The sequence below is a fragment of the Klebsiella sp. JB_Kp042 genome, assembly GCF_040065275.1.
In the GTDB taxonomy this organism is placed as follows: domain Bacteria; phylum Pseudomonadota; class Gammaproteobacteria; order Enterobacterales; family Enterobacteriaceae; genus Klebsiella; species Klebsiella quasipneumoniae.
Genome location: NZ_JBEAJL010000015.1, coordinates 20,770 through 36,328, shown reverse-complemented (window position 1 = coordinate 36,328; position 15,559 = coordinate 20,770). Strand labels below are relative to the sequence as shown.

Sequence of the window (15,559 nt, the reverse complement as noted above, 5' to 3'; positions counted from 1 at the left end):
GGCTCACCGATATGCGCCCAGCCGTCGAGGAGCGTCGTCACGCTACCCGTCGCCCAAACGCGGCATCTCAGGGGGCTTTGTGCCCGGCGAAGATCTCCGTCAGGCCGCTTCGCCGCTCGGTTCGCGTCACAATGGCCTGGGAGAGCACCTGCTCGTCGGCATAGAGCGACAACCGCTGTTTCGCGCGGGTGATCGCGGTGTAGACCAGTTCGCGCGTCACCAGCGGGACGCTGCGCGCCGGCAGGATCAGCGCCGCATGGTCGAACTCCGATCCCTGCGATTTATGCACGGTCATCGCCCAGGCGGTATCATGCTCCGGCAGGCGGCTCGGCTGCACCGACTTGATGGCGCCGTCGGGCATCAGGAACCACACCCTCAGCTCGCCGTTGCGCTCCAGCGCTATCCCGATATCGCCATTAAACAGTCCCAGCGCGCTGTCGTTGCGCGCGATCATAATCGGCCGGCCGTCATACCAGCGGGAGTGGCGCGGCAGGGCGATCGCCCGCTGACGGTTGAGCCGCTGCTCCAGCCGCTCATTGACGCCGCTCACGCCGTACGGCCCTTCCCGCAGCGCGCACAGCAGCTGAAATTCGCTGAAGGCGGCCAGCATCGCCTGCGGTTCCGCCCGCTCGCGGCGCAGCTGCAGGTAGCGCTCATAGCCCTGCTGTGCCGCGCCGAGCATGGCTTCGTACTCTTCGGTCGTGCTGAGGGGATGAAGCGCGATATCGTCAAACGGCTGGCGCAGCGTGGCCTTCACCTCCGCGCGCGCGCCAGCGTTCACCGCCCGCGCCAGGCTCCCAATGCCGGAGTGACTGCCGAAGCGATAGCTCTTTTGCAGCAGGCACAAGCTATCTCTCAACGCGCCAGCGATAGCCCCCTCGCCCGCCGGTACCGGTGAACCGGTCAGCCGGGTCAGCTCCTGCGCCCGCGCGGCGGTGTAGCCCGAGCTCGCCCAGGCGCAGATATCCCCCAGCACCGCCCCCGCTTCCACGGAGGCCAGCTGGTCGCGATCGCCGAGAAAAATCACCCGCCCGTGAGCAGGCAGCGCGTCGATGAGCCGCGACATCATCGGCAGGTCGATCATCGAGGCTTCATCCACCACCAGCACGTCCAGATGCAGCGGGTTGCCGGCGTGATAGCGCATGCGCTGGCTGCCGGGCTGGGCGCCCAGCAGACGGTGCAGCGTGCTGGCCTCGGTGGGAATCAACGCTTTCTGCGCGTCGGTCAGCGGCAGTTTTCTCAACGCCGCGCCCAGCGATTCGGTCAGGCGCGCCGCCGCTTTCCCCGTCGGCGCCGCCAGGCGAATACGACAGCGCGGACTGTCTTCAATCTGGATTAGCGCCGCCAGAAGTTTGGCCACGGTGGTGGTCTTCCCGGTCCCGGGACCGCCGGAGATCACCGAGATGCGGCGGGTCAGCGCCACCGCTGCGGCCACTTTTTGCCAGTCGGTTTCGCCGGTGGCAGGGAACAGAGCGTTCAGGGTTGACGCCAGCCGGGCCTCATCCATCTCCAGCACCCGGTTGGCTTCGTTGAAGAAGCGGGCGACGGTCAGCTCGTTGCGCCACATCCGGTTCAGATAGAGCCGGTCGCCGCATAAGATCATCGGCGCCGGGGCATCGCCGCAGCTCACCGCCGACGAAGCGAGCAGCAGCGCGGGCCAGTCTTCCGGCGCGCCGGCTTCGGCCAGCAGCCGATCGCGGATTTCCCCCGCTTTCCCGCCGAGCGCCTCGTCGCCGCTCAGCCGCGAGAGCGGCAGGCATACGTGCCCCTCGCCGGCGTCCCGGCTCAGCAAGGCCGCCGCCAGCTTGACCGCCGGCGGGTCGTTTTGCGCCACCATCAGAGCAAACTGGACGTCCAGCGGCCGCAGCAGACGCTGCTCCACCGCCGCCAGCAGTAGTTGTTCGAAAGTCATGAGGCCTCCTCCTGAGTTTCTCCGGCAAAAAGCTGATCCAGACCGTCAATCAGCGGTCGCACCGGCCGGGTGGTGAAGATCCCCTGCCCCCCCTCCTGCCCGTCCATGCCGCGCAGGAAGAGATAAATCACGCCGCCGAAGTGGCGGTCATAGTCGTAATCGGCCAGCCGGTGGCGCAGATAGCGGTGGAGCGCCAGGCTGTACAGCTGATACTGCAGATCGTAGCGGTGAGCCCGCATCGCCTGCTCCATCGCGGGCCGGGTATAGGCCTCGCGATCTTCCCCCAGCCAGTTCGATTTGTAATCCAGCAGGTAATAGCGGCCTTCATGGCGGAAGACCAGATCGATAAAGCCCTTCAGCATGCCGCGCACCTGGCGGAAATCCAGCGGCGGCGTGTCGGCGGAAAGGGGATCGTACTGGCGGATAAGCGCGTCAAGGCGCTCCGCCGTCAGCAGCTGGGCGATAGGCAGATAAAATGCCATCTCCACCTGTTTATCCCGCGCCGCCAGCTGATTGAGCGCGATATCCGGCTCCGGCAGACGGGTCTTCAGCACGCCCCCCAGCCAGTCGGTCAGCACCGGCGCCCACTGCGCGTCAAACCCGCTCAGCTGCAGTTTCTCCGCCATCCACCCGTCCGGCACCGGCTGGGTAAAGTCCAGCTCCTCAAACAGACTGTGCAGGAAGGTTCCCGGCGCGGCGCCGCGCGGAAACTGGTGCGGGGTCAGCTGCGGATCTTCCACGACTTCGCCGACGCCGGCGGCATCGACATCCAGACGCGGCAGCAGATCCTGTCCGCCGCTGAAACCATGCTGCTGCAGCCCGGAGTAGCTGGTCACCCGCCAGTCGTCGGCGATGCGGCGCTGCAGCTCGCGCGCCGACAGCGGGGGAATGCTCGCCGCCGGCGCCTGCCACGGGGTCAGATCCAGCTCGCCAGGTCTCTGTAATGCAATATCGCCATGGCAGAAGTCCGCTAAACGCGCGGCCAGCCCGGCGGCATCCATGGCTTCGCCCGCCTGCAGCAGCCGCCCGAGGGCGCTCAGATGAAAATCGCTGTTGCCGGACTTTCGACTGCTGAGGGGCGCCACGCCAAGGCTGCAGTGCCAGACCGCGCGGGTGAGAGCGACGTACAGCAGGCGCAGATCTTCCGCCAGCCGTTCCGCCTCCGCCAGCTCGAGGCTGGCCTCATCCTGGCCCAGATCCAGCACCGCCGCGAACGTCTCGCGATCGTGATAGAACGCCTGGTCCTGTTTGCGAAACCGGGCGATAAACGGCAGCCAGACCAGGGGATATTCCAGTCCTTTTGACTTGTGAATAGTGACGATTTGCACGAGGTGCTTATCGCTTTCGAGACGCATCTGCTGGCTCGCGGCGTTGCTGTCCGGCTCGGCGATATGCTGCGTCAGCCAGCGCACCAGGGCATGCTCGCTTTCCAGCTGGCTGGCCGCCTCCTGCAGCAATTCGCTGATGTGCAGTATGTCGGTTAAGCGCCGCTCGCCGCCCCGGGTCGCCAGCAGGTTCTCGGCGATGTGCCGGGCCGTCATCAGCGCCCGCAGCATCGGCATCACCCCGCGCTGACGCCAGATCTGGCGGTATTCGCTGAACTCCTCCACCAGCGCGTCCCACGCCTGCTCATCCTGGTTGAGGTTTTCAATATCCAGCGCGGTCAGGCCAAACATTGAGGTCGCCAGCGCGCTGCGCAGGGTATTTTCCCGCTCCGGGGACAACACCGCCTGCAACAGCCAGAGCAGCTCCTGGGCCTCCAGCGTCTCAAAAACGCTGTCGCGGTTGGAGAGGTAGACCGAGGGGATGCCCAGCGTCTGCAGCGCTTCACGCACCTGCGCCGCCTCCAGCCGGTTGCGCACCAGCACGGTAATATCCGAAGCCTGCACCGGGCGCGAAGTTTCCCCACGCCACAGCCGTGCGCGCCCCTGCTGACCGGCGCTCAGCCAGTCGCGGATCTGCGTGGCGCAGAGCTGGGCCATAAACGTCTGATAATCGCCGGCGCCAACGGTGTCGCCGGGCATCAGCCAGACGTTCATCGCCGGGACATCCGCCGCGTCAACGGTAAAGCGCAGCCCCTGGTTCTTCGCCGCCGACTTCACCGGCAGGAACGGTATCTCGCGAAACATGAAGGGGTTATCGCTGAGGCTGAACAGCCGGTTAACGCTGCCCACCATGCCAGGGGAGGAGCGCCAGTTGGTGTCAAGCGTGTAGTGCGCGGCAACGTCGCCGCGCGCTTTCATATAGGTAAAGATATCGGCGCCGCGAAAAGCGTAGATGGCCTGCTTCGGATCGCCGATCAGCAGCAGCGCCGTCTCCGGACGCTGGCGCCAGATACGGCGGAAAATCCGGTACTGCTGGGGGTCGGTATCCTGAAACTCATCGATCATCGCCACCGGAAAACGCTGGCGAATGGCGCTGGCCAGCGCCTCGCCGCTGTCGCCGCGCAGCGCCTCATCAAGCCGGCTGAGCATGTCGTCAAACCCCAGCTCGCCGCGACGGCGCTTTTCGCGCGCGACCGCATCACGGATCTCGACCATCGCTCTCGCCAGCACCAGATCGGTGAGCGTCAGCGACGAGGCCAGCAGCGATTCGACGGCGCTAAACAGAGGATGCACGGGCGGTTCGCCACCGGCTTTGGTACGCTCAAGCAGAAACGACTGGGCAAATTTCTCCAGCGCGTCGGGCAACTGATAGCTCAACGTCTCTTCCTGCGCCCAGGCGGTCACTTTCTCAAGCCATTTGCCCTGGTTGCCGCGATTGAACTTCCGCCGGTCAAGGCCGGAATCTTCAAGCACGCCTTCGATCTCCCCCACCTGCTCGCGCCACTGCTGCTTGAGCGAGTCAATGCGGCCGATGATTTGCTGATGGCGCTCGGCCAGCGTCTCGTCGGCGGCTGGCGGCGACTTGAGCTGCGGCGCTTCGCCCTGCAGCCAGCGGTCAAGGGACTTCAGCAGGTCGCGCGGCCCTTTCCAGACATCATGGATCACCGCCGCGATATCGCGGGTCAGTGGATAACAGTGACGGCGCCAGAAGTCGGCGCAGGCCTGATAGCGCAGGCGGGATTCATCCTCGATCAGCTGCTGCTCGAACAGCATGCCCGACTCGAAGGCGTTAAGGCTCAGCATCCGCTGGCAAAAACCGTGGATGGTGAACACCGCCGCCTCGTCCATCTGCCGTTCGGCCAACAGCAGGGTCTTCGCGGCATCGTCTTTATCGGCGATCTCCGCCAGCAGCGCGCTGTAGAGCGGGTTGTCGGATTCACCGCGCATACAGGCGATGCGCAGTTCATGGATGTTGCTGCGGATACGTCCGCGCAGCTCTTCGGTCGCCGCCTCGGTAAAGGTCACCACCAGCAGCTCTTCAACGCTGATGGCGCGGGGATAGGCGGCCTCGCCGCCCAGCCCCAGCAGCAGCCGAAGATACAGCGCGGCGATGGTAAAGGTTTTTCCGGTGCCCGCAGAGGCTTCTATCAGGCGCTCGCCCCTCAAGGGCAAGCGCAGGGGATCCAAAGACTCAGCGGTGTCGGTCATTCATTCTCTCGCATCAGGGGTAAGGATTGCTGCAATGCGCTGACGTTTTCCCACACTTTGCCGCCTGCCGGCTGGGCGTAGTCCGCTTTGCCATTCTGGCTACCGGAAATCTGGGACAATATCGTCATGCCCTGCGGATCCACCACCGTCTGATGGAAGAAATCGGCAAGTTTTTGCGGCGTCAGCAGTTTAATCTGAGCCACTACTTTATCACGTGAATCAAAACGCATATTACCGCGATCGAAATCTTTGCTCAGTTTCGATGCCTCTTCGCCCAGCGTCTGCGGCGCCTGCAGCATCTGGCTTATCACCGCCTGCTGGAGCTGGGCAAACTCTTCCGGCTTCATCGCCCGCAGCTTCGCCTCCGCGGTGGGGAAGAAGGCCTGGAACCGCTGCCAGAGGAAAGCCGGCTGCTTATCGCTACTCTGCAGCAGGAAGCCCATGCCCCACTGGCGCCCCACGTTCATCGGGAAGGCAAAGACCGCGTAGCCGAGCTGCTCTTCGGTGCGCAGCTGGTTGTAGAACCACGGCTGAATAATCTGTCCCAGCAGGGTGCTGGCGGCGGTGCTGCTGAACTCATCCACGTTGGGCGGCGCAAACACCGCGGCCAGCGCGGAGTCGGTGCTGTTGCCCGCTTTGTTGAAGATCGCCAGCTGCTGCCGGTTCACCACCACGTCTTTATTGCGGCACCATTCGTTGCCGTCAGCGTCCAGCTGCTGCTGGATCTGGCGAGCCAGCGTCGTGGCGGCATCGGCGGACATATTGCCGATCACCATCAGCTCAGGGCGCCCCTTGGTTTTCAGGTTGGCGCGGTAGTCGAGCACTTCCTGCAAGGTGATGGAAGGCAACAGCGCCCGGCGTACTTCGCGCTGGAAATACGGTACCTGGGAGACCATCTGGATCGGCATTATCGCCTGATCGTAAGCTTTGCCCTTCTCAGCGGAGCCCATCATTTGCGCGTACCAGGATTTGGCCTGCTCCAGTTGCTCCTCGGTCGGCGTATAGCTGAAGTATCCCTGCAGCAGGTCGCTGAACAGCGCCGGCAGGTGCTGGGTGTAGCCGTTGGCATTGACCATTAACCCGTTATTGGCGCCGGTGGAGAATGAAATGCCGCCGACCGCCGCCTGGTTACTGAGCTGATCGAGGGCGATGCCGGCGAGATAATCGTTGAGGGCAAACATCACCTGCCGGCGAGCGCTGTCCATCGCCTGGGGATTACGCAGCACAAGAGAGATATCCGCCTTCGGCTCGCTGGCGAAATACTGGCTCGGGGCATAAACCACCCGCAGGGTCGGCTCATCGAGGATCAGCTGAGGGTGCGGCCAGGCTTTATCGCTTTTGATGAGGGTGAAATCATCCGGAATATAGGGGTTGAGCGCCGGCAGCTGCAGCTTGATCGCCTGCGCTTTTTGCTGCCAGTCAGCGAACGTCTGCTCGCCGATCTTATCCACCTGATACGGCGCATCGACAAAATAAGCGGTCTTGTTATGCGGTTCCTGCGGGCTGATATACCAGATGCGCGCGTTCTGCGGAGTCATCATCGCCAGCCGGTCTTTGATCGCCTGCGGGTCGTAGCGATCGGCAATGTTGACCACGTCCAGCGCATGCTCAACCGGCACCCGGATCATGGTATCCGCCAGCCATTCCACGTAATCCATGTCGCGGTTGATCGACGGATAGCGGAAATCCAGCGCCAGCACATGCGCCAACTCGTCAAAGTAACGTTTGTCGACGCCCTGGGTACGCAGGAGGTTGAGGTAGCTGAATATGGCCGCCGTCACTTCGTCGCGGTGCGCCAGGCCTTTATCGGTGAGGGTGGCAGAGATCGCCAGCACGCCGCTGTTGCCGTTCACCACCGGGTCAGAATCCGCGCGGATACCTTCCGCCAGTCCCTGCTTTTGCAGCCAGTCGGAGAGCGTCCCCGGGCTGCGGTTGCCGATCAGGTAAGAGACCAGTTCATCCGTTTTGCTGCGGAAACGATCGCTGTTGTTGTCGATGCGAAACTCGACGCGCAGCACTTTACGCGGCATCGCCGGCACATAGTGAATAATGATGCCTTTTTGCGCATCGGTTACCACCGGGACGCTTATTTCCGGCCTGCTGATGTGACGATTCGGCACGCGGCCAAAGGTGTCAGCGGCCATGCGCGCCAGCTCCGGCAACGGCTTGTTGCTGTAGATCACCGCTTTCATCAGGTTGGCGGAGTACCAGCTATCGCGGAAGGTGTGCAGCGCATCAAGAACCGGGTTGCCGGACTTATCGCTAAGCGTCTCGAGGTTGCCGCCAGAGAAGTGGGCCGCCGGGTGAGCCGGGTTAATGGTTTCTGCGCTGACCTGGGCCATGCGCATCCCGTCTCGCGTCCGGGCCATCGTCAGCTCGGCGTTGACCGCGTTACGTTCGCGGTCGGCATATTTTTTATCCAGCAGCGGCGCGGCGATGGCGTCGGCCAGCCGGTCTACGGCCCCGTCCAGCGCATCATTCTCCACTTCGAGATAGAACGCGGTGCGGTAGGGCGCGGTGCTGGCGTTATGGCTGCCGCCATGCAGCTTAAGAAACTCTGCAAGGCTGTCAGGCTGGGGATATTTTTGCGACCCCATCAGCGTCATATGTTCCAGAAAATGCGCCAGCCCCTGATGATCGGCCGGATCCTGCAGGGATCCCACCGGCACCACCAGCGCCGACAGCGATTTCACCGCCTGCGGATCGGAAACCAGCAGCACGACCATGTCGTTATCAAGACGGATCGCCTGATACTGACGCGTATCTTTTTCGCTTTTGCGGATCGTCTCCTGAACAGGCTGCCATCCGGTGTCGGCTTGACTCAACGGCGCCCAGAGGGCGGCCAGCACTACAAAAACCTTGAACCATAAACTGCGGGGCATTCACGAACCTCATCATTAACAAACTTGCGCTGCACGGCGTGCAGCCTTTTATGTCCATCAGTCCGTGATACGTTGCGCATAATAAATGAACCGCCATTCACTGCGCAATTTTTATACTATTTAAATTTGTGTGGACTGATGGTAACGATATAGCGGTAACAGATAACGCTGCGTCTGGGCAATGATTTCTTCGTAATGCGCCGGCTCCAGCGAACGCCACAGGCGTTGATACCAGATATCGGCGCCCTCCCCGCTGACCACCATGTTACCTTCGTAGGTCTGCAGGAATTTGCTCCGCGCTTTCTGCTGCGTCTCTTCGTCCATTACGATGACATCCTTTTCGGCGTCATAACAGGCTTTCAGCCAGGCGCCACCGCTTTCCGGCAGCAGCAGCAGCGGCTGCGACATCCCCAGCAAATAGCCATCCACCAGCTCATTAAGGTACGCCTGCGCCTCGGCGGGCGCCAGCGGCGGAAAACGCCACTCTCCCTCTTTACGCACAAACAGCCGGCTCTCGCCGGTGCCGCCGCTGGCACAGTAGACAAGGTGTTCCAGCCAAAGTTGCATTCCCTGGGAGACGCTCAGCAGCGAAGGCCGCCAGCGCAGCAGCCCGTCCGGCTGCACCTGCTGCAGCCAGCCGGTCAGATTTACGCCGCCGCACTGGAGATCGATCTCCATGCTCTGCTCCTGCTGGCGCTCGGCTTTCACCCGCTCGGCCAGGGCCTGCATCTCCAGACGCTGCGTCTCCCACACCAGCTCGCCAAAGGCGCCATACGGCAGCTCGCCGGCGGCGCGGAAGCGGCGGAACATGGCCGAGGCGTCCTGTTCCTCGATAAGGGTATTGAGCAGTTGCTGGTTCAGTTGATAGCGGCTCAGCCCTTCCAGGGTGAAGGGCTCGTCATCGGGAATATCATCCTCTTCCGCACGGAAATTGACCCGCAGACGCTGCTGAAAGAACGCGCGAACCGGGTGCTGCCAGAAGCGCAGGAGCTGCTCGAACGGCAGGCTGTCTATCGGCGGCGGGGTAAGCGGTTGAATGAAGTCGCTATGCGCCTCACCCTGCTGGCCGGCGGCAGCCAGCCATTCCCGGGCGTAGCTCTTGTTCTCGTCCTCCTGGAAATTGGCGATGTCGAACGGCATGCGGGTATGCAGGTGAGTGATGTGGGCTTTAACCCGCGCCTCGCTGGTGTCGCAATCAAGCTCCTCGTCGCCGGCGAGACAGTGGCTCTGGCCGATGTAATCCACCAGCTCCTGCACCAGCACCGAGGGAAAGCGCTCGCTATTGTCCTGGATAGAACGGCCGATGTAGCTGATATACAGCGTCTTTTCAGCGGACATCAGCGCCTCAAGGAACAGGTAGCGGTCATCATCGCGCCGGCTGCGGTCGCCGCGCTGCGGCTTCTGGCTCATTAAATCAAAGCCCAGCGGCGGCAGCGTTCGCGGATAAACCCCATCGTTCATCCCCAGCAGGCAAACCACTTTGAAAGGAATAGAGCGCATCGGCATCAGGGTGCAGATGTTGACCGGGCCGGCGAGAAAGCGCTGGCTGATCCGTTGTTGATCGAGGCGCTGGGCCAGCTCATCGCGCAGCAGCGTCAACGGCACCTGGTCGCCATACTGCGCCTCCAGACCGCTATCAATCACCGCCAGCCACTGCTGCTCAATCAGCGCCAGCGCCGCTTCGGTCTCGCTGTCCGGCAGGAAAAAGTCATTCAGCAGATCGCGACAGACCGGCAGCCACTCCGCCAGCGGCCGCTGCTGGGCGAGACCGCGTCGCCACAGGTTAAGCTGCATCAGCAGCGATGCGAGGTTACCCACCAGTTCGGCGATCAAACCACTGGATTCGTCATAGGGCAGCACCGACTGCCATTCGCCCTCCCGGCTGTCCATCGCGTAGCCCAGCAGCATGCGGGTAAGGCCGAACCGCCAGGTGTGCTGGCCGGTCGCCGGCAGGTCAAGCTCACGGACGTTGTCGTCATCCATTCCCCAGCGGACCCCGGACTCGTTGACCCACTGGCGCAGGTAGCGCAGCCCCTCTTCGTTGATGTTAAAGCGCGCCGCCAGCACCGGCACGTCCAGCAGCGCCAGCACATCTTCGCTGGCGAAGCGGCTGTCGGGCAGCGAGAGCAGCGTGATAAACGCCTGCAGCACCGGGTGCGACTCCCGGGCGCGGCGGTCGGAGATCGCCCACGGCAGCCAGCGGTCGCCGCTGGCGGCGCCAAACACCGCCTGTATATAGGGGCTGTAGCTATCGATATCCGCCACCATGACGATGATATCCCGCGGCGTGAGCGTCGGATCCGCCTCCAGCATCGCCAGCAGCCGATCGTGCAGAACCTCCACCTCACGCTGCGGACTGTGGCAGACGTGAATGCTCAGGCTGCGGTCATCCTGCGCCAGCGGACGTTTGTCGCGACTGTGAGCGAACGCCTCTGCGCTCTGCCCGGCCACCGCCGCGTTGCGCAGTTCGAGGATATCCGACTGCAGGTTATGCAACAGGTTATCGGGAACGATATCGACAAAGGCGTCCAGCTCCTCATAGCGCTCCAATCCCGCCAGCAGGTAGATATAGTCGCGTCCCAGCTTGCCCCAGGAGGCGAGCAGCGGGTTGCCGACATCCTGCTCCCCGGCGTCATTAAACAGCCCTGGCGCCTGCCCGGCGTCGCGGAACAGGGGCAGCGCGCGCGCCTCGCGGTGATGGCGTCGCTGACGCGACAGTAGCTTTGCCAGAAACGCCGGATCTTTAATATCTCCCCAGTAGTAGCGGCAGGGGTTGGTGAACAGCACATAGACATCGACATGCTTACCCAGCGCCTGCAGCGCCTGCAGGTAGACCGGCGGCAGCGCGGAAATTCCACAAATAAAGACGCGCGACGGCAGCCCGGCGGGAGGTTCATCTGCCTTTTCCAGGGCGCTGATAAAGCGCTGATAGAGATTGGCGCGGTGCCACTGCGGCTGACCGAGCTCGGCGGTATAGCGCACCAGCGCTTTCCACAGCGGCGCCTGCCACTGCTGGGCGTCGCCGAGGCCGTCAACCCGCTGGTCGGCCTCCCAGCGCATCAGCCATTCCGGGCGATAGACCAGATACTGGTCATAGAGGTCCGCTACCCGGGCGGCCAGCTGAAACAGCTTGCGTTTGTCGCCGTCATCGCTCAGATACTGGCGCAGCAGGATAAAATCGTCTTCTTCCAGGTGCTGCGGCAGGAGAGTCATCAGCTTCCAGCTCATGCTCTGCTTGCTGAAGGCGCTTTCGCCAGGGATATCTTTCAGGACGCGCACGAACATATCCCAGATAAAGCTCGCCGGCAGCGGAAACTCGATGTTGGCGGCAATTCCGAAGCGCGAGGCCAGGGTCATCTGCAGCCACTGCGCCATACCGGTACTCTGCACCAGCACCATTTCAGCCTGAAAAGGGTCATCCAGCCGCTGGCGCTCGACGATAAACTCCATCAACGCCTCGAGAACATCCAGCCGGTTTGAGTGGTATACCCTTAACATAATTGCTCCTGACTACTGGCTGACCGGGCAATGCAGCCGGGTCATCTGCGCCCGCTTTGCAACGGGCATACTGATCGTTACCGTGATGCTGACACATCTTTGCGTCGATGTCTGCATACGGCTTACCTGCTCGCCTGCCGGCGGAGGCGGCGCGGAGAGCTGGCTATAGCGCCAGGCGTCGCGCCATAGCTGACGCGTCTGGTTCAGCTGGTGGACCCCTTGCGCCATTCCGCGCTGATAGCCGCCCAGCGCGGCGACCGTCAGCACCATCAGCGCCATCGCCAGCACGGTCTCCGGCAGGCTAAAACCCCGCTGGCGCTTCATGGCATTTGACATAAGCTCACCTCCCTGAGCGGGCAAAAATCGCTCCAGCCATGGGCGGAGAAACGCACCTGCCCGCCGCGCACCTCGCCGGACTGCCAGACCTGCACCTCGCCGCTGGCGCTGCTGAGCAGCAGCGAACCGTCGTCGAAGATGCGCAGACAGGCGCGCCAGCCCTGCTGCGCCTGCTCGCGGCAGGCCAGCGGCGCCTGTGTCGACCAGGCCTGCTGCTTTCCCCACTGTAGCGCCGAATGGGCCACAGCCGTATCGCGGATCGCCTGCGTTTCGCTGGCGGTTTGCGCCAGCAGCGCCCGCTGCTGCAGATTAAGCCCCTCAAGCAGCAGGCTACCGAGAGTCAGCAACAGGAGCACCATCAGCAGCGACGACATTCCACGCTGGCGGATCACAGGTTATACCCCGTCACCCGCTGCTCCACCTCGGCCGCCAGACCCGCCTGCCGGGCAGAGCGCGCCGCCAGCGTCACGATCAGCTCCGGCGCGAAGCCCTCGGTCAGCAGACGCTGCGCCGCAAAGCGCGTCACCACGATAGCGGCCGGATTGGTGATTTTCTCCCATCCGCTGCCGCGGCAGTCGCTGGCTCCGCGCAAAGTCTCCAGCGCGCCGTCGCGCAGGCGAAAGCCGGTGCTCTCCGCCGCTGCCGCAGGGGAGGTTTCCCATGTCCCATTGCTGTTCGCGTCCCAGCGCACAATCAGGCACTCGCCGTCGGCGGCAAGCTCCAGTCCGGCTCCGCCGCACGCTCCCCGGCAGTATCCGGCGCGCTGCAGATGTTTACCCACGGCATGCACCCGCTGCCACAGTTCGTTCTCCAGGGCCAGCTGTTCGCCCTGGCGCAGAATATGGCGCTGCAGGGCGGGTAGAAAGCGGCAGGCGCCAATCAGCAGCAGCGAGCCTATCGCCATGGCGATAAGCGCCTCGGCGAGGGAAAATCCGCGGCGGCTCACTGGCACCCTCCCGCGCTGTCGCTGCGGCATAAACGAATCCGCCCCCAGTGTGAAATCACAATGCTCCAGCTGCCGGCCTCGCTCTGCAGCCGCAGATTCCCCGCCCAGGCGGTGCTGCGCAGGCCGTAGAATCCCAGGCCAGGCGTGACGCCTGCCAGCGAGATCCCCGGCCAGCGCGGGCGCAGCGTAAAGGTCGACGCGGAGGCGCACGCCGGCGCCTCCCCCTGCGCACTCAGGCACCAGCCCTCTTCATCCTGGCCGACGCGAAGCACGCGGTCCCGGTTGTAGGCGTTGGCGTCATCGCGCAGGAAGACCAGGAAATCCCGCACCTGGACGGCGGTTTGCCACAGTCGTTGCTGCTGCTGCCAGCGCTGCCAGCCGTACAGGCCGCCGACGCTGAGGATCATCATTAACGTCAGCGTCACCAGGGTTTCCATCAGGGTATAGCCATGTTCTCTGTTCATGGCGCAGAGTATGCCGCGGCGGTTAGCCCTGGCGCGACGACGGAAAATAGCTTTCCCGGCCAGACACGCAAAAAAGGTTTGTATGATCAACAGCAGAACATTTTTTTGCGAGCCTCTTTCCAACATTCCCGCCCACAACCGCCTGTGGCCAGGGGGCGGGGTGAAGCGTTCCTATCCTAATGGCGACGAGGGCTGCCACTCATTCAGGTGGTGAAAACGGCATAAAAAAACCGGCGTCATCGGACGCCGGTTGGTCATATCTGCAGAGGGGGTTAAATCGCCACTGGCGCTTTGATTCCCGGGTGCGGATCGTAACCTTCAATCTCGAAGTCTTCAAAGCGGTAGTCGAAGATCGACGCGGGCTTGCGTTTGATGACCAGCTTCGGCAGCGGACGCGGTTCGCGGCTCAGCTGCAGATTGGTCTGCTCGAGATGGTTGCTGTACAGATGGGTATCGCCACCGGTCCAGACGAAATCGCCGACCTGCAGATCGCACTGCTGCGCCACCATATGCACCAGCAGCGCGTAGCTGGCGATGTTGAACGGCAGGCCGAGGAAGACGTCGCAGGAGCGCTGATACAGCTGGCAGGAGAGCTTGCCGTCGGCGACATAGAACTGGAAGAAGGCGTGGCACGGCGCCAGGGCCATCTTATCCAGCTCGCCGACGTTCCACGCCGAAACGATGATCCGGCGGGAGTCCGGGTCGTTTTTCAGCTGGTCCATCACCGTGCTGATCTGGTCGATATGACGACCGTCCGGCGCAGGCCAGGAACGCCACTGTTTGCCGTAAACCGGCCCCAGGTCGCCATTTTCATCTGCCCACTCGTCCCAGATGGTGACGTTGTTGTCGTGCAGATAGGCGATGTTGGTGTCACCCTGCAGGAACCACAGCAGTTCATGGATGATGGAGCGTAAATGACAGCGCTTGGTGGTCACCAGCGGGAAGCCTTCCTGCAGGTTAAAACGCATCTGATGGCCGAAAATAGAGATCGTGCCAGTGCCGGTGCGGTCATTTTTTGGCGTGCCCTCGGCGAGCACTTTCTGCATCAAATCAAGATACTGTTTCATGGTTCCTCAAGAATTCAGTTGCTGCGGACGGTGGCGGTAAGCCCAAACCATCATGATGATACCCGCAAGCACCATCGGGATCGAAAGAATCTGCCCCATGCTGATGTACTGCACCCAGCCGCCGGTGAACTGGGCGTCGGGCTGGCGGAAGAATTCCACGATAATGCGGAACAGGCCGTAGCCAATCAGGAACAGGCCGGAAACGGAACCGGTCGGGCGCGGTTTACGGATAAACAGGTTCAGGATCAGGAACAGCACCACGCCTTCCAGCGCCAGCTCGTACAGCTGCGACGCGTGGCGCGGCAGCGCGCCATAGGTATCAAACAGCGATTGCCATTCCGGGTGGGTCGGCAGCAGCGCCAGGTCTTCAGCACGGGAGCCCGGGAAAATCATCGTGTAGTGGAAGCTCGGGTCCACGCGGCCCCACAGCTCGCCGTTGATAAAGTTGCCCAGACGCCCGGCGCCAAGGCCAAACGGGATCAGCGGCGCGATAAAATCGGAGACCTGGAAGAAGGTCCGTTTGGTGCGTCTGGCGAAGATAATCATCACCAGGATCACGCCGATCAGGCCGCCGTGGAACGACATGCCGCCGTCCCAGACGCGGAACAGATACAACGGATCGGCAAGAAAGACCGGCAGGTTGTAGAACAGCACGTAGCCGATACGGCCGCCCAGGAAGACGCCGAGGAATCCCGCGTAAAGCAGGTTTTCCACTTCATTTTTCGTCCAGCCGCTGCCCGGACGATTCGCCCGACGGGTGGCCAGCCACATCGCAAAGACAAAGCCCACCAGGTACATCAAACCGTACCAGTGGAGGGAGACCGGGCCTAGAGAAAAAATGACCGGATCGAACTCCGGAAAATGCAGGTAGCCACTATTCATCTGTCACCATAAAGACTTGTTATTCCGCCGAAAGTGGAC

10 protein-coding genes are annotated in these 15,559 nt (G+C 62.7%); all 10 read right to left on the bottom strand.

Annotated elements, in window-relative coordinates; translation table 11 throughout:
• Nucleotides 1–67: 67 nt before the first annotated feature.
• Nucleotides 68–1,912 (bottom strand): exodeoxyribonuclease V subunit alpha, encoded by a 1,845-nt coding sequence (gene recD / locus ABLV54_RS04420; protein WP_050533529.1) that lies wholly within the window; start codon nt 1,910–1,912, stop codon nt 68–70.
• Nucleotides 1,909–5,445 carry an exodeoxyribonuclease V subunit beta gene (gene recB, locus ABLV54_RS04415; protein ID WP_101881269.1) on the bottom strand — a complete coding sequence of 1,179 codons (3,537 nt, stop codon included), beginning with the start codon at nt 5,443–5,445 and terminating at the stop codon, nt 1,909–1,911. Before recB ends, recD begins: the two co-directional genes overlap by 4 nt.
• A complete protein-coding gene (gene ptrA / locus ABLV54_RS04410) occupies nt 5,442–8,327 on the bottom strand; it encodes a pitrilysin (protein ID WP_101881270.1) in 2,886 nt (961 codons plus the stop codon). Before ptrA ends, recB begins: the two co-directional genes overlap by 4 nt.
• Nucleotides 8,328–8,447: 120 nt before the next feature.
• Complete coding sequence (gene recC, locus ABLV54_RS04405; RefSeq protein ID WP_101881271.1) at nt 8,448–11,825, bottom strand: exodeoxyribonuclease V subunit gamma; 3,378 nt, start codon at nt 11,823–11,825, stop codon at nt 8,448–8,450.
• Nucleotides 11,826–11,837: 12 nt separating this feature from the next.
• Nucleotides 11,838–12,161, bottom strand: a complete 324-nt coding sequence (locus tag ABLV54_RS04400; RefSeq protein ID WP_023290895.1) for a prepilin-type N-terminal cleavage/methylation domain-containing protein — start codon at nt 12,159–12,161, stop codon at nt 11,838–11,840.
• Nucleotides 12,146–12,553 carry a DUF2509 family protein gene (locus ABLV54_RS04395; RefSeq protein ID WP_023290896.1) on the bottom strand — a complete coding sequence of 136 codons (408 nt, stop codon included), beginning with the start codon at nt 12,551–12,553 and terminating at the stop codon, nt 12,146–12,148. The genes ABLV54_RS04400 and ABLV54_RS04395 overlap by 16 nt, the downstream gene beginning before the upstream one ends.
• The gene (locus tag ABLV54_RS04390; RefSeq protein WP_032453975.1) at nt 12,550–13,107 is read right to left on the bottom strand and encodes a prepilin peptidase-dependent protein; all 558 of its coding nucleotides are present in this window, start codon (nt 13,105–13,107) and stop codon (nt 12,550–12,552) included. The genes ABLV54_RS04395 and ABLV54_RS04390 overlap by 4 nt, the downstream gene beginning before the upstream one ends.
• On the bottom strand, nt 13,104–13,655 hold the full coding sequence (locus ABLV54_RS04385; RefSeq protein ID WP_101881280.1) for a prepilin peptidase-dependent protein: 552 nt from the start codon (nt 13,653–13,655) through the stop codon (nt 13,104–13,106). Before ABLV54_RS04385 ends, ABLV54_RS04390 begins: the two co-directional genes overlap by 4 nt.
• Nucleotides 13,656–13,843: 188 nt before the next feature.
• Entirely contained in the window at nt 13,844–14,638 is a 795-nt protein-coding gene (gene thyA / locus ABLV54_RS04380; RefSeq protein WP_023319077.1) for a thymidylate synthase, read from the bottom strand.
• Between the two features lie 6 nt (nt 14,639–14,644).
• Complete coding sequence (gene lgt / locus ABLV54_RS04375) at nt 14,645–15,520, bottom strand: prolipoprotein diacylglyceryl transferase (RefSeq protein WP_004205445.1); 876 nt, start codon at nt 15,518–15,520, stop codon at nt 14,645–14,647.
• Between the last annotated feature and the right edge of the window lie 39 nt (nt 15,521–15,559).

What these genes read in the sequence shown, in the direction of transcription:
- ABLV54_RS04400 (WP_023290895.1), bottom strand. Translation starts at nt 12,161, where the DNA reads ATGTCAAATGCCATGAAGCGCCAGCGGGGTTTTAGCCTGCCGGAGACC.
- recB (WP_101881269.1), bottom strand. Translation starts at nt 5,445, where the DNA reads ATGACCGACACCGCTGAGTCTTTGGATCCCCTGCGCTTGCCCTTGAGG.
- recD (WP_050533529.1), bottom strand. Translation starts at nt 1,912, where the DNA reads ATGACTTTCGAACAACTACTGCTGGCGGCGGTGGAGCAGCGTCTGCTG.
- thyA (WP_023319077.1), bottom strand. Translation starts at nt 14,638, where the DNA reads ATGAAACAGTATCTTGATTTGATGCAGAAAGTGCTCGCCGAGGGCACG.
- ptrA (WP_101881270.1), bottom strand. Translation starts at nt 8,327, where the DNA reads ATGCCCCGCAGTTTATGGTTCAAGGTTTTTGTAGTGCTGGCCGCCCTC.
- lgt (WP_004205445.1), bottom strand. Translation starts at nt 15,520, where the DNA reads ATGAATAGTGGCTACCTGCATTTTCCGGAGTTCGATCCGGTCATTTTT.
- recC (WP_101881271.1), bottom strand. Translation starts at nt 11,825, where the DNA reads ATGTTAAGGGTATACCACTCAAACCGGCTGGATGTTCTCGAGGCGTTG.